The following is a 25447-nucleotide window of genomic DNA, read 5'->3' as shown; positions in this document are numbered from 1 at the left end:
GCGAAGACGCCTCGTGGACCTGGCGGCCAAGAACCGGCTGCCGGCAGTGTACCCATGGAGGGAGTATGTCGATGCCGGGGGCCTCATGTCCTATGGACCGAACAATGCTGATGCGTGGCGGCGCGCCGCTACCTACGTGGACAAGATTCTCAAGGGCGCCAAGCCCGCCGACCTCCCCGTCGAGCAGCCGACGAAGTTCGAGCTGCTGATCAACCTCAAGACCGCCAAGGCCCTCGGCCTGACGATCCCGCAGTCGGTGCTGGGGCGGGCGGACGAGGTCATCCAGTGATGGGCCAGCCGCGACCAGTTCCGCCTCGTCTCGACGCAGTGGATCCCGACATGGCCAGGGTCTTCGAGGCAAAGTCTGGGATGGATCGGCTGCGAATTGCGCACGAGGCGTGGACGCAGGCCAGAGAACGCCTCACGGCCTTTCTGGCCGCCGAGCACCCAGAATGGGGTGCCACGGAGTTGAGACAGCAAGTGGCCAAGAGACTTCTCAGTGGATCAGACTGAGCTCCTCCGTCACCTCGTGGAGACCATGGATGCCCTGGGGATCGCGTACATGATCGCCGGATCCCAAGCATCGATCTACTACGGCGAGCCGCGCTTCACCCAGGACATTGGCGTCGTGGCAGATATTAACCTGAGCCATGTGCCGGGACTGTTGGCACGCTTCCCTGCCGATCAGTTCTACATCAGCGAGGAGGCGGTGCGCGAGGCGATCAGAACCCAAGGCCAGTTCAACATCATTCACCCCGCCGCCGGCCTCAAAATCGACCTCATGCTGAAGAAGGACGCCCCCTACGATCGCGCGCAGTTCGAGCGGCGTCAGCGCAAGACGATCGCGCCCGACCTCGACGCTTACCTCGCGATGCCGGAGGACATCATCCTCTACAAGATGCTCTACTTCAGCGACGGGGGATCCGAGCGCCACCTGCGTGACATCCTGGGGATGCTCCGGATATCGGGCGCCGGCGTCGACAGGACATACATTGGCGACTGGGCCGCCCGGTTGGGCCTCGGCACGATCTGGGAGTCGCTGCAAAAGCAGGCACCCCCGAGTAAGGAAGCATGAGCCAGCGCTTCTTTACCGAAGAGCACGGGATGCTACGGAAGAACGTGCGCGTCTTCGTGGAGAAGGAAGTCGAGCAACCCACCAAGTTCGAGCTGGTCATGAACCTCAAGGCCGCCAAAGCCCTCGGCCTGACGATCCCGCAGTCGCTGCTGGGGCGGGCGGACGAGCTGATCCAGTGAGCGGCGCGTTCACCCACCCTCACCCTGCCCTCTCCCTGGAAGGGAGAGGGGACCGAATGCCCTCTCGCCCTGGAAGGGAGAGGGAACCGATTTCCCTGTCCCCCTCGGGGAGAGGGGAGGGTGAGGGGGCCGAGCAGTGAACTACACGTTCAAGTGGTCGGTGCTGTGGACCGGCGAGTCCGGGCAGTGGCTGCTGAGCGGGCTCATCGTCACGCTCGAGCTGTCGGTGCTGGCGTGGCTGCTGGCGGTGGCGCTGGGCATCGTGTCGGGGGCGCTTCGGACCGTGAAGCTCCGGCCGCTCCGGGCGCTGGCGACCTTCTACGTCGAGTTCTTCCGCAACGTGCCGCTCCTGGTCTGGATGTTCTTCTGGTACTTCGGCGTGCCTCCGATCCTGCCCGAGATGATCCGCGAGTGGATGTTGGGGCACGGGCTCGAGTTCTGGGCGGGCGTGCTCGCCCTCGGCGTCTACAGCGGCGCGCGCTTCTCCGAGGTGCTGCGCTCGGGCATCCAGTCCATCCCCAAGACGCAGATGGAGGCGGCCGTCGCCTCGGGGCTGACGACCTTCCAGTCTTACCGCTACGTCATCCTGCCGGTGGCGCTCCGGATCATCATCCCGCCGGGGACCAGCGAGTCGCTCAACCTGCTCAAGAACTCCTCGATCGCGCTCACGATCAGCGTGGCCGAGCTGACCTTCCAGACGCGCCAGATCGAGACCTACACCGCCAAGGCTATCGAGGCGCTGACGGCGGGAACACTCATCTACCTGGTCCTCTGCGTTGGGATCGCGTCGCTGATGGCCTGGGTCGAGCGGAGGACCGCGATCCCCGGCCTCATCACGGCCGGCGGCAGGAGGCGGCGGTGACCTCCGACGTCGAGATCATCTGGCGCAACCTTCCGTTCCTGATGGTCCAGGGCTTCCTGGGTTTCGGGAATTTCGTCGGCGGCACGCTGCGGCTCGCCATCCCCGCCATCGTCCTGGGCTTCCTCCTCGGCATCTTCATCGGCCTCGGCCGGCTTGCGCCCCAGCGGTGGATCCGCATCCCCGCCACGCTCTACGTCGAGTTTTTCCGGGGAGTCCCGCTCGTCATGGTCATCTTCTGGTTGTGGATCGTCGTGCCCATCGTGCTGCGACGTCCCATCCCCGAGTTCTGGGTGGCGCTGAGCGCCTTCGTCATCTTTGAGGCGGCCTACCTCGGCGAGATCGTACGCGCGGGCGTTCAGTCGGTGGCGCGGGGGCAGGTGGAGGCGGCGACCGCCGTCGGCCTGACGGGCGCGCAGACGATGCGCCACGTCGTCCTGCCACAGGCGCTCAAGAACATGATCCCGTCGCTGGTGACGCAATTCATCGTGCTCTTCAAGGACACCTCGCTCGCCTCGATCATCGGCTTCATGGACCTGACCAAGGCCGCCCAGGTCGTGAACAACCGCGAGGTGCGCCCCTTCGCCCTCTACCTCTTCATCGCGGTCGTGTACTGGATCTGCACCTACTCCATGTCTCGCTACGCGCGGCACGTGGAGCAGCGTCTCAGCCCTGCCTGAGGCGCGGCTCCAGAACGGCGTCCGCCGCCACTGGCGCGAGGCGGGCGCTCTCGCGAGGCCGCCCGTCGTCTGACGGTGTCACTATCCGGAGACATTGACGCGCTCGCTGGCCGCCGGTACGATGCCGGTAATGGCGATCCACAAGAGAAAGACGCGCCGCTGGAGCCGGATCGAATACGAGCGGCTCATCGACTTGGGCGTCTTCCAGCCCGGCGACCCCATTGAGCTGATCGGTGGCGAGCTCCTGGTCGCCGAGCCGCAGGGCGCCCCACACTACACGTCCATCCAGAAAACAGCGCGGGTCCTCGAAAGGGCCTTCGGCCCGTCGTGGAACGTCCGTACGCAGGGACCGATGGGGCTTGACGAGGAGTCAGAGCCCGAGCCCGACGTAGCCGTGGTCCCCGGCGAGCCAGAGGACTACAGGAGCTCCCATCCCTCTCGCGCCGCCCTGGTCGTCGAGGTGTCCGAATCGAGCCTTGTGTTCGATCGCGACCACAAGGGCAGCGTCTATGCCAGAGCCGGTATCCCGGACTACTGGATCGTCAACCTCGTCGATCGCGTCCTCGAGGTGTACCGCGAGCCGGCGCCCGATGCTGCTGCGCCCTTCGGCGCGCGCTACGCGAGGCGTGAGGTCCTCGACCCCTCGCGTCAGGTCAGTCCTCTCGCGGCGCCTCATGCCAGAATCCAGGTCCGCGACCTCTTCGCCTGAGCCTGAGTTGACCGGAAGGCCCTGACAGCCCTGAAGAGCGGCGCCGGCGTATTGTTTCGTAGCGGGGAATCGGGAGCGACCGGCGCCCGTCAATGCCGCGCTATCGAATGCCGTGGCCGCGCGGGCCCGACGGCTTGCCGGGCCAAGACTGTGCCGGCCGTCTAGGTTGGGAAGCCGGGGTGGGTGTAGCGCCGGAGCGCGGGCCCTGCGATGCCTGGTGCTGGCCGCGCCGCTGGGCGTTGGTCTTGGCGCGGGCGCGGTCCTCGGCCTTGCGCCCGCGGATGGCCGCGATGCGCTCCGCCAGCGGGATCTCGAGCTTCTCCGACCCGCGCCGGCTGTACTCGAAGTCGGGCAGGATCACCCGCGGCAGGCGCTTGCCGACGGCGCGCTCGATGGCGGAGAGATCCCTCTCCTCCTCCGGCGAGACGAAGGTGAAGGCGTCACCCGTCAGCTCCGCGCGCGCCGTGCGGCCGACGCGGTGAATATAGTCGTCCGGCACTTTCGGCACGTCGAAGTTGATCACGTGGCTGAGCGCCTCCACGTCGATGCCGCGCGCGGCGATATCGGTGGCGACGAGGATCCGGAACCGGCCGCTCTTGAAGCCCGCGAGCGCCGCTGTCCTCTGCGCCTGGCTCCGGTTGCCGTGGATGCGCTCGCAGGCGACGCTGTGGCGCGAGAGGAAGTCGGCCAGCCGGTTAGCGCGGTGCTTGGTGCGCGTGAAGACCAGCGCGCTCTTCATCTCGCCGCGCTTGATCAGCTCGAGCAGCAGGGAGGACTTGCCGTCCTGGGCGACCGGGTACACGGCCTGGGTGATGCCGACGGCGGGCGCGGACTTGCGCTCGAGGTTGATCGTGGCCGGGTTGCGCAGCAGCTCACGCGTCAGCGTCATGATGGGCGCCGGCATCGTCGCCGAGAAGAAGAGCGTCTGCCGCCGGGGCGGCAGGTGCTTGAGGACGCGGCGGATGTCGGGCAGGAAGCCCATGTCGAGCATCCGGTCGGCCTCGTCGAGGACCAGGATCTCGAGGCCTTCGAGTTTCGCGTAGGGGAAGCGGAAGTGGTCGAGGAGCCGTCCCGGCGTGGCGACGATGACGTCCACGCCCGTCCTGAAGGCGTGCTCCTGCGGCCCCATGCCGACGCCGCCGAAGACGGCCGCGCCCGACATCGGCGTGTGCACGGCCATCTGGCTCAGGTGCTCGTCGATCTGGGCCGCCAGCTCGCGTGTCGGCGTGATGATCAGCGCGCGGGTGACCCCGCGGCGCTTGGGCATGAGGCGGTGGAGGATCGGCAGGACGAACGCCGCCGTCTTGCCGCTGCCCGTCATGGCGCAGGCGAGCACGTCGCGGCCTTCCATCGCCGGGGGAATCGCGTCCTGCTGGATCGGGGTGGGGCGGGTGAAGCCCATCTCCTTGACGCCGCGGAGGAGATCGGAGTGAAGCCCGAAAGATGAGAATGGCATAGGCCTTCATCCTCTCACAGGCGGCGGAGCGGCCGCCGTATATCGCGCCCTGTCCACGCCGACCGGTTCGCGGTACCATAGCGGGCGAACGAGGACTTCATGCCCAGGACCCAGATCGAGCCGCAATTCCCCACCGAGCGCCTGTCCATCCTGGACAGCGACGGCACGCTCGACGCCAAGCTCGAGCCCAAGCTCTCCCCCGATGACCTCAAGCGGCTCTACCGCGCCATGGTGCTGGGCCGGCGCCTCGACGAGCGGATGCTCAAGCTCCAGCGCCAGGGCAGGATCGGCACCTTCGCGCCGATCAAGGGGCAGGAAGCCTCGCAGATGGGCAGTGTCTTCACGCTCAGGCCCACCGACTGGATGGTGCCCTCCTTCCGCGAGACGGCGTCCATGCTCTGGCGCGGCTGGCCCATCGAGAAGATCCTGGCGCTCTTCGCCGGCCGGCTCGAGGGCAGCCAGCCGGGCCCCGAGCAGCGCGACCTGCCCATCACCATTCCCGTGGCGACCCAGCTGCCTCACGCGGTGGGCATCGCGTACGGCATCCAGTACCGGGGCGAGGACGCGGTGGTCATGGTCTACTTCGGCGACGGCGCGACCTCCGAAGGCGACTTCCACGAGGCGTGTAACTTCGCCGGCGTCTGGCACGTGCCCGTGGTCTTCGTCTGCCAGAACAACCAGTGGGCCATCTCCGTGCCGCTCAAGAAGCAGACCAACTCGCGCACGATCGCCCAGAAGGCGTTGGCCTACGGCTTCCCCGGCATCCAGGTGGACGGCAACGACGTGCTGGCAGTCTACGCGGCGAGCCGGGACGCCGTCGACAAGGCGCGGGCGGGGGAGGGGCCGACGCTCATCGAGTGCGTCACGTATCGTCTCGGCGTGCATACGACGGCGGACGACCCGACCAAGTACCGCTCGGACGAAGAGGTCAAGGCCTGGGAGCAGAAGGACCCGCTGACGCGCTTCCGCGCCTACCTCGAGAAGAAGGGATTGATCGACCCTTCGGTGGACGAGCAGGTGGACGAGGAGATCGCCCGCGCCGTCGAGCGCTTCGAGGCGGTGCCGGCCGCCGACCCGCTCGGCATGTTCGACCACGCGTACGCGGAGCTGCCGCCGGACGTGGCGGCCGAGCGCGCGGAGCTGGCGGGGCGCCTGGAAGCCGCGGCGGACGCCACCGCGCCCGCCGGCTCCGAGCCCGTCTCGCCCCCGATGCGGGGCCAGCGGAGGACGAGCCGTTGGCAGAATTGATCGTCATCAAGCCGGAGCACCCGTTCAGCCGCCGGGAGCTCTTTTTCTTCGCCGTGTGCCTGGGCGCCCTGGCCTGGGTCGCGCCGTTCGCCGTGGATTTCGCCCTCGCGCACGTGCCGGGCCTGCAGTACCAGGGCTCGGGCGTCGAGCGCGCGGTGAATGACCTGGGCCGCCCCGTGCTGATAGGGCTCGGCGCCGCCGTCGTGGGCTTCTGCGTCCCGCGCCGCGGCTGGTTCATGGCTCCGGCGGTCGCCCTCGTGGACGTCTTTCTCTGGATCGTCCGCGCCGGATTGGCCGCCGGTCACTCGGATCTCGACCGGATCGAGGCGCTCGGGCCATCCCTCCTGCGCATCCTCGCGCTGACCGTGCTGCCTGCCGCGGTGACCGGCGCCATCATGCACATCGTGAGGGACTGACGGCGCGCCGCATGGCAAAGCTGAACATGGTCAAGGCGCTGAACCTGGCCCTCCTCGAGGAGATGGAGGGGGACCCGGACGTGCTCATCATCGGCGAGGACGTGGGCGTGGATGGCGGCGTCTTCCGCGTGACGGAGGACCTGCACCGGCGCTTCGGCGGCACCCGCGTCATCGACAGCCCGCTCGCCGAGGCGGCCATCATCGGCTGCTCGGTCGGCATGGCGCTCTACGGGCTCAAGCCCGTCTGCGAGATCCAGTTCTCCGGCTTCGCCTTCCAGTGCTTTCACCAGATCGAGAACCACGCCGCGCGCTACCGCCAGCGCAGCCAGGGGCGCTTCCACTGCCAGATGGTGATCCGCATGCCGTTCGGCGGCGGCGTCCGCGCGCTCGAGCACCACTCCGAGAGCGAGGAGCAGTTCTACGCCCACATCCCCGGGCTCAAGATGGTCATCCCGTCGGGGCCGCGCACGGCGCGCGCGCTGCTCGTCGCCGCGATCCGCGACCCCGACCCCGTCGTCTTCTTCGAGCACAAGGCGCTGTACCACGCGTCCAAGGAGGAAGTGCCCGACGAGAGCGAGGCCATGCCCATCGGCAGGGCGCAGGTCGTCCGCGAGGGGCGGGGGCTGACCCTGATCGCCTACGGCGCGATGCTGCGGGTGGCGCTCGAGGCGGCGGAAACGCTCCAGGCGGAGGACGGCGTGGCGCCCGAGGTCATCGACCTGCTGACCATCTCGCCGCTCGACCGCGAGACGCTGACGGCCTCCGTCGCCAAAACCGGGCGCGCCGTCATCGTCCACGAGGCGCCGCGGAGCTTCGGCCCCGGCGCCGAGATCGCGGCCAGCATCATGGAGGGCGCCTTCCTCTCGCTTGAGGCGCCCATCCGCCGGGTCGCGGCCTACGACGTGCCCTTCCCAGGCTTCGCGCGCGAGAAGGCGAACGTGCCTGACGTCGCGCGCGTCCTTGCCGCCGCCCGCGAGACCCTGGCCTTCTAGCATGGCCGCCGCGCGATCCCCTCTCCCCCTCACCTGTGTCCTCTCCCCCAGAGGGGGAGAGGGTAGGGTGAGGGGGAGAAGGTCAGGGTGAGGGGGTGTAGATGGCGCGCACTTTTGTCCTGCCAGATCTCGGCGAGGGATTGATCGAAGCCGAAATCCGCGCCGTCCTGGTCCACGAGGGCGACGTCGTGAAGGAGGACTCGCCGCTCCTCGAGGTCGAGACCGACAAGGCGCAGGTCGAGATCCCGTCGCCCTTCGCCGGGCGCGTGGAGAAGATCCATGTCCAGCCCGGACAGACCGTCAAGGTCGGCCAGCCGCTCGTGAGCTTCGCCGATGGCGGTGGCACGGCGGCGCCGGCACGCTCTGCCCCCGCGGCTGCCGCATCGGCGGGGCCGGCGGCGCTGCCCAAGCCGGCGCCACGCGTCGACGGCGGGCCGGTTGCGGCCGCGCCCGCGACGCGGCGCCTCGCGCGCGAGCTGGGCGTGGAGCTTCAGGCCGTGCGCGGCACGGGCCCCGGGGGCCGCATCACCGACGACGACGTGCGCGCGAGCGCGGGCACGCCCTCGGGCGCGCCTGGGGAGCCCGGGGCGCCCGCGCGCGCCGCCGCTCCCGCGGGCCCGGCCAAGCCGCTCGCCGCCGTCGGGCTCGAGCCGCCGCCCTTGCCCAAGTTCGAGCAGTGGGGGCCCGTCGAGCGCCAGCCGCTCTCGCATCTGCGCCGCACCATTGCCGAGCGCATGGCGCTGTCGGCCGCGCTGATCCCGCACGTGACCCACTTCGACAAGGCCGACGTCACCGATCTGAACGCCATCGTCACGCGAAGCTTCGAGGCGGCCAAGCAGCGCGGCATCACGCTGACGCTCACGAGCTTCCTCCTCAAGGCGGCGGCGCTGGCGCTCCACGAGCACCCGCAGTTCAACGCGAGCCTCGATGCCGGGGCGGGGGAGCTGATCCTCAAGCGCTACTGCCACCTCGGCATCGCCGTGGCGACGGACCGGGGCCTCATCGTCCCGGTGATCCGCGACGTGGACACGAAGCCCGTCATGGACATCGCCCGCGAGCTTGCGGCGCTCGCCCAGCGGGTGCGCGACGGCAAGGCGGCGCTCGACGACCTCCGCGGCGGCACCTTCACGATCACCAATATCGGCGCGCTCGGCGGCACGGGCGCCATTCCCATCATCAATTACCCGGAAGTGGCGATCCTCGCCGTCGCGCGGGGCAGGGAGGAGCCCGTCGTGCGGGGCGGCCAGATTGTGGCGCGCATGATGCTGCCGATCACCCTGACCTTCGACCACCGCGTGGCCGACGGCGCGGACGGCGCGCGCTTTGCCCAAGCCATTATCCGCCGCCTCGAAGCGCCGGAAACGCTCTTCGTCGGGTGGTAGGACCTAGGCCTTGGCCTTCTTCGCCCGACGCTTCTTCCGCTTCGTGGTCGAGTACTCGGCGATCCGCTCGGCAAGCCGCGAGATGAGCTTCTCGTCAGCGACCAAGGCGCCCTTGCCCGGGGGAGGGCTGCCCTCCATGTACTCGCGCAGGGCCTGGTTGATCTGGGTCTGGTACGGCGGCTTGCCGCGCTTGGCCGCCCTGGCCCTGAAAAAGTTCAAGATGTCGAGGTCGATGAAGATCGTGATCCGCTCCTTAGTGTGGCGGGCGAGCTGGTCCGGGGGCGGCATGTGTTTCCAGAACTCGGACCGCCGCGCCTTACTGAAGTCGAATTCTTTCCTCATAACCAGTGGCCTCCTGCCGGCTTGCCCGGCGTGACGAGATGATGCGAATCTTGACGCCCCTCCAGGTGAAGACCGTCATGAGCAATTGGCCAGTCCGCGTCTTGCCGAGGAGGAAGAATCGGTCCTCCGCTAGGGAGTGCCGTCCGTCGAACTGGAAGGACGCGTGCCTGTCGTCAAACGTGTTTGCCGCCTCCGTGAAATCCACGCCGTGGGATCGGATATTGTGTTCTCGTTTGGCCCGGCCCACTCGAACTCCACGCCCCCAGTATATGTATAGAATGCATATCATGTCAAGCGTGATCCCATGGTGATGGGCGACCTGGTGACTGAGGTGGACGTGGCCGTGCTGGGCGGCGGGCCCGGCGGGTATTCGGCAGCGTTCCGCTGCGCGGAGCTGGGGCTCGAGGTGGTCGTGGTGGACGCGGGGAAGCGGCTGGGTGGGGCGTGTCTCTATGAAGGCTGCATCCCGTCCAAGGCGCTGCTCCACGTCGCGGCGGTGATCGGCGAGGCCGAGCGCGCGAAGGAGTTCGGGCTCGACTTCGGCGAGCCGCGCATCTCGCTTGACCCGCTCCGCAAGTGGAAGACCGAGCGCGTCGTGGGCAAGCTCTCCCGCGGCCTCGCCTCCGTGGCCAAGGCCAAGGGCGTGCAGGTCATCGGCGGCCGCGGCGCGTTCGAAGACTCGCGGAGCATCCGGGTCGGCGGCGACGAGCCGCAGGTGCTGCGCTTCAAGCACGCGATCATCGCGACGGGCTCGCTGCCTTCGCGCGTGCAGGGGCTCGACCTCGAGAGCGAGCGCATCATGGACTCGACTGCCGCGCTCGAGGTGCCCGAGATTCCCGAACGGCTGCTCGTCATCGGCGGCGGCTACATCGGCCTCGAGCTGGGCCAGGTCTACGCCGCTCTCGGCAGCCGCGTGACCGTCGTCGAGATGACCGACGGACTCCTGCCGGGGGCTGACCGCGACCTCGTCCAGCCGCTGGCGCGCCGCTGTGAGAAGCTCTTCGCCGCGATCCATCTCAAGAGCAAGGTCACGGCCCTCAGGGAATCGGGGAGCGCCATCGAGGCGAGTATCGAAGGACAGGCCCCTCAGTCTTTCGACCGCGTGCTGGTCGCCGTCGGCCGCCGCGCGGTCACCGACGGCCTCGGGCTCGAGGCGACGAAGATCGGGATCAGCGAGCGCGGCGTGATTTCCGTGGACGAGCGCTGCCGGACGGCCGACCCGCATATCTACGCGGTGGGCGACGTCACGGGCGACCCGATGCTCGCGCATCGGGCCATGCGCCAGGGCAAGGTGGCTGCCGAGGTCATTGCCGGGCGGCCGTCTGCCTTCGACAATGCCGCGGTCCCCGCCGTGGTATTCACGGATCCGGAGGTCGCGTGGTGCGGCCTCATGGAGGCTGACGCCCAGCGCGAGGGCCGCGCGATCAAGGTCGCGAAGTTCCCCTGGGCCGCCTCGGGACGCGCGGCGACCATCGGGCGCAGCGACGGCCTGACCAAGCTCATCGTGGATGCTGCGACGGGTTGTGTGCTCGGCGCCGGCATCGTCGGCCCCGGGGCGGGGGAGCTGATCGCCGAGGCCGCGCTGGCCATCGAGACGGCCGTTACCGCCGAAGACCTCGCACTGACCATCCACGCGCACCCGACCCTTTCCGAAAGCCTGATGGAGGCGGCCGAGAGCCTCCTCCACGGAGGATCCAAATGAGTGACCTCGTCACGTTCGACAAGCAGGGCAGCGTCGGCGTCATCACCGTCAACAACCCGCCCGTCAACGCGCTCTCCCAGGGCGTCCGCCAGGGGCTGCTGGACGGCATCGCCAAGGGATTGGCTGACCCCGGCGTCAGCGCCATGGTCATCATCGGCGGCGGCCGCACCTTCATCGCGGGCGCCGACATCCGCGAGTTCGGCAAGCCGCCCCAGCCGCCCGATCTCCACAGCGTCCTCGCCGCGATCGAAGGCAGCGGAAAGCCCGTGGTAGCGGCAATCCACGGCACGGCGCTCGGCGGCGGTCTCGAAGTCTGCCTCGCCTGCCACTATCGCGTCGCCGTCGCTGCGGGGCAGGTGGGGCTGCCGGAGGTCAAGCTGGGGCTCCTGCCTGGCGCGGGCGGTACGCAGCGATTGCCTCGGGTCGCGGGAGTCGAGGCCGCGCTCAAGATGATCGTGAGCGGCGACCCCGTCCGGGCGCCCAAGGCCAAGGAGCTTGGGATTGTCGACGAGGTCGTGGGCGACGACCTCCGCGCCGGCGCCGTCACCTTTGCCGAGCGCGTCGTCGCCGAGAAGCGGCCGTTGCGGAAGATCTCGGCCATGGACGACAAGCTCCAGGCCGCGCGGGCCAACCCCGCGCTTTTCGATACCTTCAGGAAGAGCATCGAGCGGGAGGCGCGCGGCTACCTCGCCCCCTTCAAGTGCATCGAGGCCGTGCAGGCCGCGGTCACGCTGCCGTTTGCAGACGGGCTCAAGAAGGAGCGCGCGCTCTTCCAGGAGTGCATGGCCTCCCCGCAGTCCAAGGGGCAGATCCACGCCTTCTTCGCCGAGCGCGAGGCGACCAAGATCTCCGACGTGCCGCCCGGCACGCCCGCCAAGAAGATCGAGCGCGCGGCTGTCATCGGCGCCGGCACCATGGGCGGCGGCATCGCCATGAACTTCGCCAATGCCGGCATCCCGGTGACCGTGGTGGAAGTGGCGCAGGAGGCGCTCGATCGCGGCCTCGCCGTCGTCAGGAAGAACTACGCCGCCACCGTCGAGAAGGGGCGGCTCTCCCAGGCCGACATGGACAAGCGCGTGGGCCTGATCACGGGCTCGCTCGACCGCGCGGCCGTCCGCGAGGCGGACATCGTCATCGAGGCGGTGTTCGAGGAGATGGGCGTCAAGAAGGAAGTCTTCGCCGCCCTCGACAAGATCGCCAAGCCGGGCGCCGTCCTCGCCTCCAACACCTCGACGCTCGACATCGACCAGATCGCGTCCGCGACGTCGCGCCCCGAGGCGGTGATCGGCACGCACTTCTTCAGCCCGGCCAACGTGATGCGCCTCCTCGAGCTGGTGCGCGGCGCCAAGACCTCGAAGGAGACCATCGCGACGTCGGCCGAGCTGTCGCGCCGCATCGGCAAGGTGTGGGTGCTGGCGGGCAACTGCGACGGCTTCATCGGCAACCGGATGCTCCACCCCTATCTCCGCGAGGCGGAGTTCCTCGTCGAGGAGGGCGCGACGCCCCAGCAGGTGGACAAGGTCATCTACGATTTCGGCTTCGCTATGGGCCCCTTCGCCATGCAGGACCTGGCGGGCCTCGACGTCGGCTGGCGGATCCGCAAGGGCAAGGCCGCCACGCGGCGGAAGGACCTGCGCTACTCGCACGTGGGCGACAGGCTCTGCGAGCAGGGGCGCTTCGGCCAGAAGACCGGTGCCGGCTGGTACCGCTACGAGGCGGGCTCGCGCGCGCCCAAGCCCGACCCCGAGGTCGAGGCGGTCATCGTCGCGGCGGCCAAGGAGGGCGGCATCGCGCGGCGGACGGTGAGCGACGAAGAGGTCCTCACGCGGTGCCTGTGGGCCCTCGTCAACGAGGGCGCCCGCATCCTCGAGGAGGGCATCGCGCTCCGCTCGAGCGACATCGACGTCACCTATCTCTACGGCTACGGCTTCCCGCGCTACCGCGGGGGCCCCATGTTCTACGCCGACCAGGTCGGGCTCAAGAAGGTCTACTCTGACGTGGCGGGCTTCCACACCCGGCACGGCGAGCCCTGGGCGCCGGCGCCGCTTCTCGAGCGGTTGGCGAAGGAAGGCAAGGGCTTCCGTGACGCCTTGACATCATGAGGGGCCCCTGCTATCAACGGAGCGCGCCGGACCCGCCGGCACCCACCCACACACCGAAGGAGGACACGACGATGGCGTCGATCTCACGTCGCAAATTTCTGGGCGCAACGGGCGCGACCGCCGGAGCGGTCGCCGCTCATGGGCTCTTTCCCTCGGTGCTCCGCGCGCAGGCTGAGCCGCTTCGCATCGGGTGCCCGCTGCCGCTGACTGGACCCTTCGCGGCCCTGGCCGCGGACATGCAGCGCGGCGCGCAGCTCGCCGTGGACGAGCTCAACGCAAAGGGCGGTGTCATGGGCCGCAAGGTCGAGGTGCTCTTCCGCGACGACGAGCTCAAGCCGGCCGTCGGCGCCCAGCGCACGAAGGAGCTGATCGAGAACCAGAAGTGCCAGTTCATCGTCGGCGGCCTCGCCGCGCATGTCCAGATGGCCATCAATGAACAGACCAAGAAAGCCAAGGTTCTCTTCATCTCCACCAGCCAGTCCGACGAGATCAGCGCCAAGCCCGACACGAGCCCCATCACATTCCACGAGGCGCTCAACCCCACCATCACCTCGCGCGTCATGGGCACCTGGATTGCCCAGAACCTCGGAAAGAAGTGGTGGATTATCTACGCCGACTACGCCTGGGGCAAGCAGAACAACGCGGTGCTCCAGGACACGCTCAAGAAGCAGGGCGGCACGCTCCTCGGCGCCACCCCGTACCCGCTCGGCAGCGCGGAGTTCTCGGCCCACCTGCCGAAGATCCAGGCGGCCAAGCCCGACGTGCTCGTGTCGGTAACTCCCGGCGCGGACAATATCGCCTACCTCAAGCAGGCCCGGAGCTTCGGGATGGACAAGACCATGAAGCTCGCTCAGCCGCTGCTGTGGATCTCGTACCTGAAGGAAGGCGGGCCGGAGCTCTACTCGGACATCTACGGCTCGATCAACTGGTACTGGGAGCTGCAGGATACGATCCCGTCGGCGAAGAAGTTCGTCGAGGCGTCCATGAAGAAGTTCAACATGCCGCCCGGCGACTACGGCGCGTACTCCTACTCGGGAGTGCTCGAGGTCGGGCGCGGAGTCGAGCTGGCCAAGTCGACCGACGCCGAGGCCGTCGCGAACGCGCTCAGGAAGAGCCCCGTCTACGACCACTTCAAGGGCAAGGAGTGGTGGCGGGCCTGCGACAACAAGGCCATGCAGGACATGTGGATTGTCAAGGGGCGAGGTCCCGGCAAGACCAAGGGCGATTGGGGGCTGATGGATATCGTGGCCAAGGTGGCCGCGGACGAGAAGTACGACCGGACCTGCGCCGAGAAGGGGTTCGTCTAGACCCTGATGGACTTCTCGCTCGCCGCGGTCCTGCCCCAGATCTTCACCGGTCTGGTGCTGGGGATGCTCTTCGTGCTGCTCGCGATCGGCCTGTCGCTGATCTTCGGGCTCATGACCGTGGTCAATTTCTCGCACGGGGCGCTGTATATGCTGGGCGCCTACTTCACCGTGTTCTTTCTCGGTTACACGCGCAACTTCTGGCTGGCGCTGCTGCTGGCGCCGCTCATGGTCGGGACGTTCGGGCTCCTCATCGAGCGCTTCCTCATCCGGAGGCTCTACGGTCGGAGCCCGGACGATCCTCTGCTGCTCACGTTCGGACTCTCCCTCGTGCTCATCGAAACCGCCAAGATCATCTGGGGGAAGATCGGGCTCACGCTCGATCCCCCGCGTGAGCTTGCCGGGACGGTCAATCTGGGCTTCATGATCTTTCCCGCGTACCGCCTCTTCGTCATCGCGGTCACCATCGTCGTCCTCTTCGGTCTCTGGGCCTTCCTGACGCGCACCAATGTCGGCCTCATCATCCGCGCGGGCTCGCGCGACCCGCTGATGGTCCGGGCGCTCGGCATCAACCTCAACCGCATCTGGCTGCTCGTCTTCGGCATCGGCTGCGGCCTGGCGGGTCTCGCGGGAGCGCTCGCAGGCCCGATGCGGGGCGCCTACGCCGAGATGGGTGTCACGATGGTCATCGAGTCTTTCGTGGTGGTCGTCGTGGGCGGGATGGGCAGCCTCCTCGGCGCCGTGGTCGCAGGCATCCTGATGGGGCAAGTGGTAGGCATCACCACCTACTTCGCACCCAAGGCCGCCGAGATCATGGTCTTCGTCGTGATGGCAGTGGTCCTCCTCGTCCGGCCCAGCGGCATCTTCGGCGAGGCCGGGCTCGCGGAGTGAGGGTGCCCGGCGCGGGCGCCCTGATTTCATGGGTGGGCCGCCATCCTGTGGCGGCCTTCGGCATGTTCTTCGCGGTGTTTCCGTTCCTCATGCCGTACAAGTCACTGGCGTCCCAGGTTCTGATCTTCGGACTCTTCGCGCTCGGCTTCAACCTTCTCTACGGCTACACGGGCCTCCTGTCCTTCGGCCACGCGGCCTACTACGGCCTCGGCGCCTACGGCACGGGCATCGCGCTCGCCAAGCTCAAGCTGGGCTCGCTCTGGCTCGGGATCGCCGCGGGGCCGCTCCTGGCCGTCCTGGGCGGCATCGCCATCGGCTTCTTTTGCCTGAGGCGGCGCGGCATCTACTTCGCCATGCTGACGCTCGCCTTTGCCCAGCTCCTCTACTTCGTCGCGTTCCACCTGTCTGACGTGACGGGCGGCGACGACGGTCTGCGCGGCATTCCTCAGCTGCCGCTCAATCTCTTCGGCTGGAAGATCGACCTCGAAGGCTCGCTGGCTTTTTACTACTTCACGTTTGTCCTGGTCTGGCTCGCGGTCGCGGGCCTCAAGCGGATCCTCGACTCGCCCTTCGGCACCGTGCTCCAGGCAATCCGTGAGAACGGCGACCGCGCGGCGGCGTGCGGCTACGACGTCCGCCGCGTCAAGCACCTGTCCTTCGTCTTCTCGGCGTTCTTCGCGGGCCTGGCTGGGGGGCTGGACGCGCTGCGGCTGGCCGTCGTGCCCGTCGAGTCGCTGTACTGGGTCACGTCTGGTCAGGTGGTGATCATGACGCTTCTCGGTGGTGCGGGCACCTTCTTCGGGCCCTTCGTCGGCGCCGGCACGTATCTGGTGCTTGGAGACCGGCTGGCCGTCTTCACCGAGCGCTGGCCGCTCGTGATCGGCCTCATCTTCATGGCGTTCGTGCTGTTCCTGCCCAAGGGCATCTGGGGCACATTGATCGACAGACTCCCGGGCGGCACCTCCGCCGGAGCGAAACCGTAGCCAAGGAGGACATCATGGCGGTCAAGGTGCTGGAGCTGCATCATCACGGCATTCGCGTCAACCCGGAAGAGACCGACAAGTCGCTGGCCTTCTACCGCGATGTGCTGGGGCTCACGCCGGACGCGGGGCGCCCGAACATCCCCGGCATCCCCGGCTACTGGATGGACTGCGGCAACGATACGCAGATCCATATCATGGGCTGCGACGGGATGTCGCGTTACGCCAAAGGGCCGAAGCAGGATCCGACGACGCTCCACGTGGCGCTGGCCGTCCCCGACGTCCAGGAGGCCAAGCGCGAGCTGGACCGGATGGGCGTCAAGTACTGGAGCATCGTGTCCGTCGTCGGCCCCCAGCTCGAGCAGCTGTTCATGGATGACCCGCACGGCAACCTGATCGAGCTGCACGAGGCCGGCACGTGCCGCTGCAAGAAGACCGCCCGCAAGAGCGCGGCCGCGGCGCCGTCCATGGCGGGCTAGGATGCGGCAGGACGTTGTCGACCGCGCCGACGCGCTCACGCGCGAGAAGATCGCCCCGCGCGCGGCGATGTACGACCGCGAGGGCAAGAACCCCGTGGAGAGCTGGGGCGACCTCCGGCGCGAGGGGTATCTGGGGTGCGCGGTTCCGAAGGCGTACGGCGGCATGGGGCTCGACATGGCGACCTATATCGGCGTCATCCGCACGATCGCCCGCGGCTGCGCCAGCACGGCCATGACGGTCCACATGCATTCCACGGTCATGCGCTTTATCGACGCTCTCGGCACCGAGGCGCAGAAGCGCCGCTACTTCGCCGAGGCGGTCGAGCGCGGCCGGATGTTCGGTAGCTGGGGCAGCGAGCCTGCCGTGAGTCTCTCGCGCACCTTCACGATGGAGACGGTCGTGCGCGCGGCGGACGGCGGATGGGTCGTGGACGGCGTCAAGCACTTCTGCACCATGGCGCTCGGCGCCTCGTACTACATGGTCTGGTGCGCCCTCGACGGCAGCGGCGACATGGCCAGCGCGCTCCTCCAGGTCCTCGTGCCCGCCGAGAGCGCCGGCATCTCCACCGACGGCAAGTGGGACACCCTCGGCATGCGCGCGACCTTCAGCCCGACCGTCACCCTGTCGAACGTGCGCGTCCCGCAGGACGCGGCGCTCGGCAAGCCCGGCTCGGCGACGGGTGTGGGCGTGGTCGAGAGCTTCGCGCTGGGCTACGCGGCCGTCTACGTCGGCATCGCGGAGGCGGCCTTCGAGTTCGCCGCGGACTACGTGAAGAAGCGGGTCGTCAAGCCCGAGAACGTTCCCGTGGCCAATGACCCGGGAGTCCAGCGCCAGATCGGCGACCTCGAGGCGCGGCTGGACGCCGCGCGGCTCGTCCTCCACGACTCGGCCTCGCGCTGGGAAGCGGCCGACGTGGCGCAGCGCGGGCACCTGGCCAACCGCGCCAAGTACCTGACCACGGAGATCGGACTGCACGTCACGTCGCTGGCGCTCCAGATCACCGGCGGGCGCGGCGCCTACAAGGACTATCCCGTGGAGCGGGCTTTCCGTGACATGCGCACGGCGTCGCTCATGCCGCCCACGATGGACCGGATGGTTGAGGGCATGGGCAAGCTCGCGCTGGGGCTGGGCGGAGGCATGTTCGAGTTCGGCGCGGGCACCCAGGCCCCGCCAGGTCCAAAGTAGGGCTGATGCCGAAGATCGCGTTCGTGGGCCTTGGCGCCATGGGCAGCGCCATGGTCAAGCGTCTCCTCGCGGCGGGCCACCCCGTCACCGGCTACAACAGGACCCGCGCGAAAGCTCTAGCGCTGGTGTCCCAGGGGATGACCGTCGCCGACTCGGCCCGCGCCGCGGTGGACGGCGCCGACGTGGTGCTGAGCATGGTGACGGACTCAGAGGCACTGCGCGACGTGGCCCTCCGCCCCGACGGCATTCTGGCCGGCCTCGGCAAGGGAGCGGTGTGGGCCGAGATGAGCACCGTCAGCCCGGCGGTGACGCGCATGCTGGGCGAGCGCGTGGCGGAGCGGGGAGCGGCGATAATCGACGCGCCCGTGTCGGGCAGCACCGTCACCATCGCACAGGGGCAGCTGTCGTTCATCGTCGGCGGCGATCCCGCCGCGCTCGAGCGCGTGCGCCCCTACCTCCTCGCCATCGGCCCCACGATCACTCATGTCGGCGCACTCGGCCTGGCCGTCACCATGAAGATCGCCATCAACCTCGGCATCGGCGTCCAGATCCTGGCCTTCGCCGAGTCGGTGCTGCTGGCAGAGAAGTCAGGCATCCCGCGCGAGCGCGCCGTCGAGGCGCTCCTCAAGAGCGTCACGGCGTCGCCCATGCTGAAGTACCGCGGGCCCTTCGTGCTGAAGATGCCCGAGGAGGCGCTCTTCAACGTGGTGCTCATGCAGAAGGACCTCCAGCTGGCGCTCGAGCAGGGGCGGGCGGTAGGCGTGCCGCTGCCGTCGACAAGCCTCACCCACGAGATGCTGACGGCAGCGCGCGGCCTCGGCTTAGCAGATAAGGACTTCACCGCCGTCTTCGATGTCCTCGCGCGGATGAGCGGCCTGCCCGGGAGCTAGACGCTCGGTCGTTTGCCCCCACCGGATGCCGAGAGGGAACCGTGTGAATGAGCAATGACGTCCTGGCGGGCGGGCGTCTCGCTGCCTCGCGGTGGAAGACCTTCTTTGCCGTGCTCGGGCCCGGCCTCGTGGTCATGCTCGCGGATACGGATGTCGGCAGCATCATCACCGCGGGGCAGAGCGGGGTCCAATGGGGCTACAGCCTCCTGCTCCTGCAGGCCATCCTGATGCCCATCCTCTATGTGGTGCAGGAGCTGACCGTCAGGCTCGGGATCTTCACCGGCAAGGGACATGGCGAGCTGATCCGGGAGACGTTCGGGCCGCTCTGGGCCTGGGTCTCGGTCGCGGGCCTGGGGGTGGCGACCGTTGGAGCGCTGCTGACAGAGTTTTCCGGCGTGGCGGCGGTGGGCGAGCTCTTCGGCGTGCCGCGGATCGTCAGCCTGAGTCTCGCCGTAGGCTTCCTGCTGGTGGTTGTCTGGACTGGGTCCTACCGGCGCGTCGAACGGGTTGCCATCGCCCTCGGTCTGTTCGAGTTCGCCTTCTTCTGGGTCGCCTACGCGGCGCACCCGCAAGGCGCGGAAGTGGCGTCGGGGCTGACGCACATGCCGCTCCACGACAAGGACTATCTCTACCTGGTCGCCGCCAATATCGGGGCGGTCCTCATGCCGTGGATGATTTTCTATCAGCAATCGGCGGTTGCCGACAAGAAGCTGCGGCCCGAGCATTACAAGGATGCCCGCTGGGACACAGCGCTGGGCGCGGTCATGACTCAACTCGTCATGGCGGCTGTCTTGGTGGCGACCGCCGCCACCATTGGGAAATCCAACTCCGCTGCGAGCCTCAACACGGTCGGCGACATCAGCAATGCCCTCACGCCCTTCATGGGTCCGGCCGTCGGCCGCCTGGTTTTCAGCCTCGGCATCATCGGCGCCGCGATGGTGGCCGCCATCGTCGTGTCATTGGCTTCGGCGTGGGGCTTCGGAGAGGTTGCCGGCTACAAGCGCTCGCTCGAGCACCATCCCATGGAAGCGCCCTGGTTCTATGCGGTCTACACGGCCGCTGTCGTCGGGGGCGCTGTCGTGGTCGCCTTTGTACCGGACCTCGTGAGGCTGAACATCGCCGTCGAGGTGATGAACGCCCTGATACTGCCGCTGGTCCTTGGGTTCCTGATCCTGTTGGCCATAAAGGCTCTGCCGGCGGAACATCGGCTGCGCGGCGCCTACGGCTGGATTGTGATCGCTGTGTCTGGGCTTACCGCCGGCCTGGCCGTGTACGCGGGCATTTCCGGCTCGGGGATGTGGAGTTCGCGTTGAACCCGGGCCACCTCGACATGCCCCCAACTCCCGCGCTCAGACTCCGAGGAAGCGCTGCTGGATCTCCGGGTCTGCGCGGAGGGCGTCAGGCGTGCCCTCGAACTGGATGCGCCCCTGGTCCATGACGTAGAGGCGGTGCGAGAGCGCGAGCGCAACCTCGAGCATCTGCTCGACCAGCAGGATGGTCGTGCCGCGCCGGTTGATCTCGCCGAGGATTTCCGTCAGGCTCTCGACGAGGAGCGGGGAGAGGCCTTCCGTCGGCTCGTCCACGAGCATGAGCTTGGGGCGGGCCACGAGCCCGCGCGCGATCGCCAGCATCTGCTGCTCGCCGCCCGAGAGCGATTTGCCCTTCTGCTCGTAGCGCTCGCGAAGACGCGGGAAGTAGGTCAGCACCTCTTCCATCACGCCGGCGTTCTCGGCCTTCGCGGCGCGGGTTGCGCTCAGCATGCCCAGGCGCAGGTTCTCGGCCACGCTCAGGTTGGGCAGGATGCGGCGCTCTTCCGGCACGTAGGCGATGCCCGCTCGCGCGATGTCATGAGTGGCGAGACCGACGAGCTCGCGGCCCTCGAAGCTGATCCGCCCCCCGCGCGGAGGGACCAGGCCCATGATGCTTTTCAGCGTCGTCGTCTTGCCCGCGCCGTTCCGGCCGATGAGCGTCACGACCTCGCCCGCGCCGACAGTGAGCGACACGCCCTGGAGGATGTGCGCCTCGCCGTAGTAGGCGTGCAGGTCCTCGAGGGCGAGGAGCGTCACTTGGCGGCGCCCAGGTAGGTCTGCTGCACGCGCAGGTTGGCGCGGATCTCGGCGGGGCTGCCCTCGGCCAGCACCTGACCCTGGTGCAGCACGGTGATGCGGTCGGAGATGTTCATGACGACCTTCATCTTGTGCTCGATCAGGATGACGGTGCGCCCCTCGGCGATGCGGCGGATCAGGTGGATGGTCTCGTCCGTCTCCTCCGGGCTCATGCCGGCCGTGGGCTCGTCGAGCAGGAGGAGCGTCGGATCGGTCGAGAGCGCGATGCCGAGCTCGAGGTGGCGCTGCTCGCCGTGAGAGAGATGGGCCGCGAGGAGGGTCCGCTTGTCCCAGAGGCCGACCTGTTTCAGGATGGCGCCGGCCTTGTCCCGGATGCCGTGGAGCGCCACGGCGCGCCCCCAGAAGTTGAACGAGAGGCGGTACGTCTGCGCGGCCACGCGGACATTTTCGAGCACGGAGAGATGCGGGAAGATGTTGGTGATCTGGTACGACTTGGCGACGCCGAGACGCGAGACCCTGTGCTGGGGCAGGCCGGTGATCTCGCGCCCGTCGAACCAGATCCGGCCCGCGGAGGGCGCCATCTCGCCCGAGATCAGTCGGAAGAAGGTCGTCTTGCCCGCGCCGTTCGGGCCGATGATCGAGCGCAGCTCGCCGCGCTCGACCTCGAAGTCCACCTGCGCGACGGCCATGAGGCTGCCGAAGCTTCGGGTCAGTCGCTCGGTGCGGACGATGGGGGAGGCCATGGCGGGGGAACCGGGCCGTAACATAGCAGGGCGCTGTTTCAAGCGTCAAGGTAGGATTCCCGCGTGAAGCCCGCTCCGTTCGCCTATCACCGGCCCGCCTCTCTCGACGAGGCCCTGGCGCTGCTCGAGCGCTACGGCGCCGACGGCCGCGTCCTGGCGGGCGGCCAGAGCCTGGTGCCCGCCCTCAACATGCGCCTCGCCGCCCCCGCCGCGCTGATCGACATCAACCGCCTGCCCGGGCTCGACGGGATCAGCCTGGAGCCGGACGGGCTCGTCATCGGCGCGCTCGCGAGGCACGAGGCCGTGGAGGCCTCGCCGCTCGTGGCCCGCCATGCGCCGCTGATTGCCCAAGCGATGCCTCACGTGGGCCACCGGGCCATCCGGACTCGTAGCACCGTCGGCGGCAGTGTCGCGCTCGCCGATCCTGCCGCCGAGCTGCCGGCCTGTCTCATCGCGCTCGACGCGATTGTCCGCGCGGCAGGGCGCGGGAGGCGGCGCGACATTCCGGCCCAGCGCTTCTTCCGCGGCATTTATACGACGGACCTCGCGCAGGGCGAGATCGTGACGGCCGTCGTGGTGCCGCCCATCGGGCCCGGCTGGCGCTCCCGCTTCGACGAGCTGGCCCGGCGCCACGGCGACTACGCGCTGGTCGGTCTCGCCGCCCACTGCCGGGTCGAGGGCGGGGCCATCATGGAGGCGCGGTTGGCGTTTTGCGGTGTCGGCCCGACGCCTGTCCGCGTCCTTCGCGCCGAGGCCGCGCTTTCGGGCCGTCGTCCTGACGCCGATGTCGTGGCGGAGGCGGGCCGCGTCCTTGACGCCGATCTGGACCCTCCGGGTGATGTCCACGCGAGCCCCGCGCTGAGACGTCACCTGGCCCGAGTGCTGCTCGCCCGGGCCGTGGCGCAGATCGTTGCCTGACATGGACCCGGCGATTCAGATTTCGTTGACGGTGAACGGCGTGGCGGTGAGCCGGCGCGTCGAGCCGAGGCAGAGCCTGGTGGACTTCCTCCGCTACGGCCTCGAGCTGACGGGCTCTCACGTGGGCTGCGAGCACGGCGTCTGCGGCGCCTGCACGGTGCGGGTGGATGGGGCCATCGTGCGCGGCTGCCTCATGCTGGCCGTCCAGTGCGACGGCTGCCGCGTCGAGACCATCGAGGGCGTCGCGGGAACGGGCGAGGTCTTCGACCTCCAGCAGGCTTTCGCGCAGGAGAACGCGCTGCAGTGCGGCTTCTGTACTCCAGGCATGCTGCTGACGGCTCAGGACCTGCTCGCGCGCAAGCCGGGTGCGAGCGCCCAGGAGATTCGCGAGGCGCTTTCTGGCAACTACTGCCGCTGCACCGGGTATCACGCCATCGTCGAGGCGGTGCGGAAGACCGCCGAGGCGCGGGGGCGCGGATGAGCCGGATCGAAAAGGGCCGGAGCTACATCGGCGAGAGCGTGGTCAGGCCGCAGACCGCGCGGCTTCTCGCGGGCCGGGGCGTCTTCACCGACGACATCACGCTGCCGCGGATGCTCCACGTCGCCTTCGTCCGGAGCCCGCACGCCCACGCGCGCATCGTGTCCGTCGACTCCACCGAGGCACGGACCCTGCCCGGAGTCATCGCCATCGTCACGGGCGAGGAGATGGCGCCGGTCTGCTCGGGGTGGGTCGGCACCCTCGCCCACTTCCAGGGGATGAAGTCCGCCATGCAGCGGCCGCTCGCCGTCGACAAGGGCTCGTGGCAGGGCGAGCCCGTCGCAGCCGTCGTGGCGGAGAGCCGCGCCGTCGCCGAAGACGGCGTCTCGCGGGTGCGCGTCGAGTGGGCGCCGCTGCCGGCCGTGACGGATCCCGAGACCGCGCTCGACCCCTCGACGCCGGTGATCCACCCGGAGCTCGGCGACAACCTCGCCTTCAAGCTCGAGCTCAACTCGGGCGACGCGGACGCGGCCTTCAAGAGCGCCGACGCCGTGCTGACCGAGACCTTCACCATGGGCCGGCACACGGGCGTCACGCTCGAGGCGCGCGTCATTTTGGCCGACTTCGACCCGTCCGAGCGGCGGCTGACGGTGTACCACTCTTTCCAGGCGCCCAACATGATGCAGGACATCCTGGCGCGCCACCTGGGGCTGCCCGAGCAGGACGTCCGCGTCATCTGCAAGGACGTGGGCGGGAGCTTCGGCATCAAGGTGCACATCTACCCGGATGAGATGGCGACCTGCGCGCTCAGCGTGATGCTCGGCCGCCCGGTCAAGTTCACGGCGGACCGGCTCGAGTCCTTTGTGAGCGACATCCACGCGCGGGAGCACCATGTGAAGGCCGAGCTGGCCGTCAAGCGCGACGGGACCATTCTCGGCATGCGCGTGGACGACTTGACCGGCATCGGCCCGTACTCCGTCTACCCGCGCACGAGCGTCGTCGAGGGCAACCAGACAATTCGCCTCACGCCCGGGGTTTACCGCTTTCGCGACTACGCCGCGAGCCTCCGCGTGGTCTTCCAGAACAAGACGCCCATGTGCCAGTACCGCGCCGTCGGCCACCCGATCGCCTTCGCGGTGATGGAGGCCATGGTGGACAGGGCGGCGCGCGACCTCGGCCTCGACCCCGTCGAGATGCGCCGGAAGAACTACGTCACGGCCGAGATGTACCCGCACACATCCCAGACGGGCTATTTCTTCGAGCGCCTGTCGCACGAGGAGGCGCTCGACAAGCTGCTGGAGATCTCCGACTACCGCGTGCTGTGCGCCGAGCGCGACGAGCGCCGCACGCATGGGACCTACCGCGGGCTCGGTCTCTGCGCCTTCATCGAGCTGACCACGCCGGGCCCGGCCTTCTACGGCGTGGGCGGCGCCCGCATCTCATCCCAGGACGGCTGCACGATCAAGCTCGAGCCGTCGGGCAAGCTCACCTGCATGACCGGCGTGACGGAGCAGGGGCAGGGGACGGACACCATGATCGCGCAGGTCGTGGCGAGCGCGGTGGGCGTGGCCATGGAAGACGTCCGCGTGCTAACGGGCGACACCATGGTCTCGCCTTACGGCGGCGGCACCTGGGCGTCGCGCGGCGCCGGCATCGGCGGCGAGGCGGCGCTCCAGACGGGCAAGGCTATCCGCGACAACATCCTCAAGGTCGCGGCGGCGATCCTTCAGTGCGAGCCGGAGGATCTCGACATCAGGCTCGGGAAGATCGTGGATTTGATGACTGGCGAGGTGAGGCTGGAGCTGGCCGAGCTTGGCCGCGTCGCCTACTTCCGTCCCGACACGCTCCCGAAGGACTTCCAGTCCGAGCTGACGGTGACGCGCCACTACGTGCCGCGCCACCAGGGCTTTGCCTTCACCAACGGCATCCAGCTCTCCCACGTCGAGGTGGATGTCGAGACGGGCTTCGTGCGCCTGCTCAAGCATTGGTGCGTGGAGGACTGCGGGCGCATCATCAACCCGCGCCTGGTGGACGAGCAGATCCGCGGCGCCATCGTCCAGGGCATCGGCGCCGCGCTCTACGAGCACCTGGTCTACGACGAGCAGGGGCAATTGCTGACCGGCACGATGATGGACTACCTCGTGCCGATGGCAGCCGAGATGCCCGAGATCGTGGTCGGCCACGTCGAGACGCCGACGGCCTACGCCGAGGGCGGCTTCAAGGGCGTCGGCGAGGCGGGCACGGCGGGGGCGCCGGGGGCCGTGCTCAACGCCGTCAACGACGCCCTCGCCCCGTTCGGGGCGCGCGTCACGTCACAGCCCATCACCCCCGAGGTCGTGCTGAAGGCGTTGGGCAAGCTCTGAGGAGATA

Annotated in this window: 25 protein-coding genes and 1 pseudogene; 22 read left to right on the top strand and 4 right to left on the bottom strand. The window is 68.6% G+C overall.

The annotated features are described in order from the left end of the window. The first annotated feature begins 13 nt into the window (after positions 1–13). From Q7W02_14345 to Q7W02_14320, 6 genes and pseudogenes are all read left to right on the top strand, one after another. Entirely contained in the window at positions 14–289 is a 276-nt protein-coding gene (locus Q7W02_14345) for an ABC transporter substrate binding protein (GenBank protein ID MDO8477346.1), read from the top strand. A 210-nt stretch (positions 290–499) separates the two neighbouring features. Then, complete coding sequence (locus tag Q7W02_14340; protein MDO8477345.1) at positions 500–1075, top strand: hypothetical protein; 576 nt, start codon at positions 500–502, stop codon at positions 1073–1075. Between the two features lie 68 nt (positions 1076–1143). After that, positions 1144–1254 (top strand): annotated as a pseudogene (locus tag Q7W02_14335) (ABC transporter substrate-binding protein). 136 nt (positions 1255–1390) lie between these two features. After that, positions 1391–2116: an amino acid ABC transporter permease gene (locus Q7W02_14330; protein MDO8477344.1), complete on the top strand. Its 726-nt coding sequence runs from the start codon at positions 1391–1393 to the stop codon at positions 2114–2116. Further along, positions 2113–2793: an amino acid ABC transporter permease gene (locus Q7W02_14325; GenBank protein MDO8477343.1), complete on the top strand. Its 681-nt coding sequence runs from the start codon at positions 2113–2115 to the stop codon at positions 2791–2793. The genes Q7W02_14330 and Q7W02_14325 overlap by 4 nt, the downstream gene beginning before the upstream one ends. A 130-nt stretch (positions 2794–2923) precedes the next feature. Beyond that, positions 2924–3502 (top strand): Uma2 family endonuclease, encoded by a 579-nt coding sequence (locus Q7W02_14320; GenBank protein ID MDO8477342.1) that lies wholly within the window; start codon positions 2924–2926, stop codon positions 3500–3502. A 100-nt stretch (positions 3503–3602) separates the two neighbouring features. Here the strand turns inward: Q7W02_14320 and Q7W02_14315 are convergent, their stop codons facing one another. Continuing rightward, entirely contained in the window at positions 3603–4958 is a 1356-nt protein-coding gene (locus Q7W02_14315) for a DEAD/DEAH box helicase (protein MDO8477341.1), read from the bottom strand. Positions 4959–5057: 99 nt separating this feature from the next. On the opposite strand from Q7W02_14315, the gene pdhA reads away from it, so the two are divergent. The 4 genes from pdhA (at position 5058) to Q7W02_14295 (ending at position 8996) form a co-directional block, all read left to right on the top strand. Then, a complete protein-coding gene (pdhA, locus tag Q7W02_14310; protein MDO8477340.1) occupies positions 5058–6206 on the top strand; it encodes a pyruvate dehydrogenase (acetyl-transferring) E1 component subunit alpha in 1149 nt (382 codons plus the stop codon). Next, on the top strand, positions 6194–6622 hold the full coding sequence (locus Q7W02_14305; GenBank protein ID MDO8477339.1) for a hypothetical protein: 429 nt from the start codon (positions 6194–6196) through the stop codon (positions 6620–6622). Before pdhA ends, Q7W02_14305 begins: the two co-directional genes overlap by 13 nt. An 11-nt stretch (positions 6623–6633) precedes the next feature. Continuing rightward, a complete protein-coding gene (locus tag Q7W02_14300; protein MDO8477338.1) occupies positions 6634–7614 on the top strand; it encodes an alpha-ketoacid dehydrogenase subunit beta in 981 nt (326 codons plus the stop codon). A gap of 101 nt (positions 7615–7715) precedes the next feature. After that, on the top strand, positions 7716–8996 hold the full coding sequence (locus tag Q7W02_14295; protein MDO8477337.1) for a dihydrolipoamide acetyltransferase family protein: 1281 nt from the start codon (positions 7716–7718) through the stop codon (positions 8994–8996). 3 nt (positions 8997–8999) lie between these two features. Here the strand turns inward: Q7W02_14295 and Q7W02_14290 are convergent, their stop codons facing one another. Next, entirely contained in the window at positions 9000–9338 is a 339-nt protein-coding gene (locus Q7W02_14290; protein MDO8477336.1) for a BrnA antitoxin family protein, read from the bottom strand. A gap of 310 nt (positions 9339–9648) precedes the next feature. Between Q7W02_14290 and lpdA the strand changes: the two genes are divergently transcribed. From lpdA to Q7W02_14245, 9 genes are all read left to right on the top strand, one after another. Beyond that, positions 9649–11040, top strand: coding sequence for a dihydrolipoyl dehydrogenase (gene lpdA, locus Q7W02_14285; GenBank protein MDO8477335.1), 1392 nt, complete (start codon positions 9649–9651; stop codon positions 11038–11040). Next, the gene (locus Q7W02_14280; GenBank protein MDO8477334.1) at positions 11037–13142 is read left to right on the top strand and encodes a 3-hydroxyacyl-CoA dehydrogenase NAD-binding domain-containing protein; all 2106 of its coding nucleotides are present in this window, start codon (positions 11037–11039) and stop codon (positions 13140–13142) included. The genes lpdA and Q7W02_14280 overlap by 4 nt, the downstream gene beginning before the upstream one ends. Positions 13143–13213: 71 nt before the next feature. Beyond that, the gene (locus Q7W02_14275; protein MDO8477333.1) at positions 13214–14449 is read left to right on the top strand and encodes an ABC transporter substrate-binding protein; all 1236 of its coding nucleotides are present in this window, start codon (positions 13214–13216) and stop codon (positions 14447–14449) included. Positions 14450–14455: 6 nt separating this feature from the next. Beyond that, the gene (locus Q7W02_14270; GenBank protein ID MDO8477332.1) at positions 14456–15337 is read left to right on the top strand and encodes a branched-chain amino acid ABC transporter permease; all 882 of its coding nucleotides are present in this window, start codon (positions 14456–14458) and stop codon (positions 15335–15337) included. Positions 15338–15369: 32 nt separating this feature from the next. Continuing rightward, a complete protein-coding gene (locus Q7W02_14265; protein ID MDO8477331.1) occupies positions 15370–16320 on the top strand; it encodes a branched-chain amino acid ABC transporter permease in 951 nt (316 codons plus the stop codon). Positions 16321–16334: 14 nt separating this feature from the next. Next, a complete protein-coding gene (locus Q7W02_14260) occupies positions 16335–16796 on the top strand; it encodes a VOC family protein (protein MDO8477330.1) in 462 nt (153 codons plus the stop codon). Between the two features lies 1 nt (position 16797). Next, positions 16798–17982, top strand: coding sequence for an acyl-CoA dehydrogenase family protein (locus tag Q7W02_14255; protein ID MDO8477329.1), 1185 nt, complete (start codon positions 16798–16800; stop codon positions 17980–17982). 5 nt (positions 17983–17987) lie between these two features. Beyond that, on the top strand, positions 17988–18872 hold the full coding sequence (locus Q7W02_14250) for an NAD(P)-dependent oxidoreductase (protein MDO8477328.1): 885 nt from the start codon (positions 17988–17990) through the stop codon (positions 18870–18872). A 47-nt stretch (positions 18873–18919) separates the two neighbouring features. Continuing rightward, a complete protein-coding gene (locus tag Q7W02_14245) occupies positions 18920–20185 on the top strand; it encodes a divalent metal cation transporter (GenBank protein MDO8477327.1) in 1266 nt (421 codons plus the stop codon). A gap of 36 nt (positions 20186–20221) precedes the next feature. On the opposite strand, the gene Q7W02_14240 is transcribed toward Q7W02_14245, so the two are convergent. Together Q7W02_14240 and Q7W02_14235 are read right to left on the bottom strand one after the other, a co-directional pair. Beyond that, positions 20222–20938: an ABC transporter ATP-binding protein gene (locus tag Q7W02_14240; protein MDO8477326.1), complete on the bottom strand. Its 717-nt coding sequence runs from the start codon at positions 20936–20938 to the stop codon at positions 20222–20224. Beyond that, positions 20935–21681: an ABC transporter ATP-binding protein gene (locus Q7W02_14235; GenBank protein ID MDO8477325.1), complete on the bottom strand. Its 747-nt coding sequence runs from the start codon at positions 21679–21681 to the stop codon at positions 20935–20937. Before Q7W02_14235 ends, Q7W02_14240 begins: the two co-directional genes overlap by 4 nt. Before the next feature lie 63 nt (positions 21682–21744). Here Q7W02_14235 and Q7W02_14230 point away from each other — a divergent pair, with 63 nt between their 5' ends. The 3 genes from Q7W02_14230 to Q7W02_14220 are packed head-to-tail and all read left to right on the top strand — an operon-like array spanning position 21745 to position 25440. Beyond that, complete coding sequence (locus Q7W02_14230) at positions 21745–22599, top strand: xanthine dehydrogenase family protein subunit M (GenBank protein MDO8477324.1); 855 nt, start codon at positions 21745–21747, stop codon at positions 22597–22599. A 1-nt stretch (position 22600) separates the two neighbouring features. After that, on the top strand, positions 22601–23080 hold the full coding sequence (locus tag Q7W02_14225; GenBank protein ID MDO8477323.1) for a (2Fe-2S)-binding protein: 480 nt from the start codon (positions 22601–22603) through the stop codon (positions 23078–23080). Continuing rightward, the gene (locus tag Q7W02_14220) at positions 23077–25440 is read left to right on the top strand and encodes a xanthine dehydrogenase family protein molybdopterin-binding subunit (protein MDO8477322.1); all 2364 of its coding nucleotides are present in this window, start codon (positions 23077–23079) and stop codon (positions 25438–25440) included. Before Q7W02_14225 ends, Q7W02_14220 begins: the two co-directional genes overlap by 4 nt. The last annotated feature ends 7 nt before the right edge of the window (positions 25441–25447 follow it).

Source organism: Candidatus Rokuibacteriota bacterium (assembly GCA_030647435.1).
Lineage (GTDB): Bacteria > Methylomirabilota > Methylomirabilia > Rokubacteriales > CSP1-6 > AR37.
This window is presented reverse-complemented; position numbering and strand designations above follow the sequence as displayed.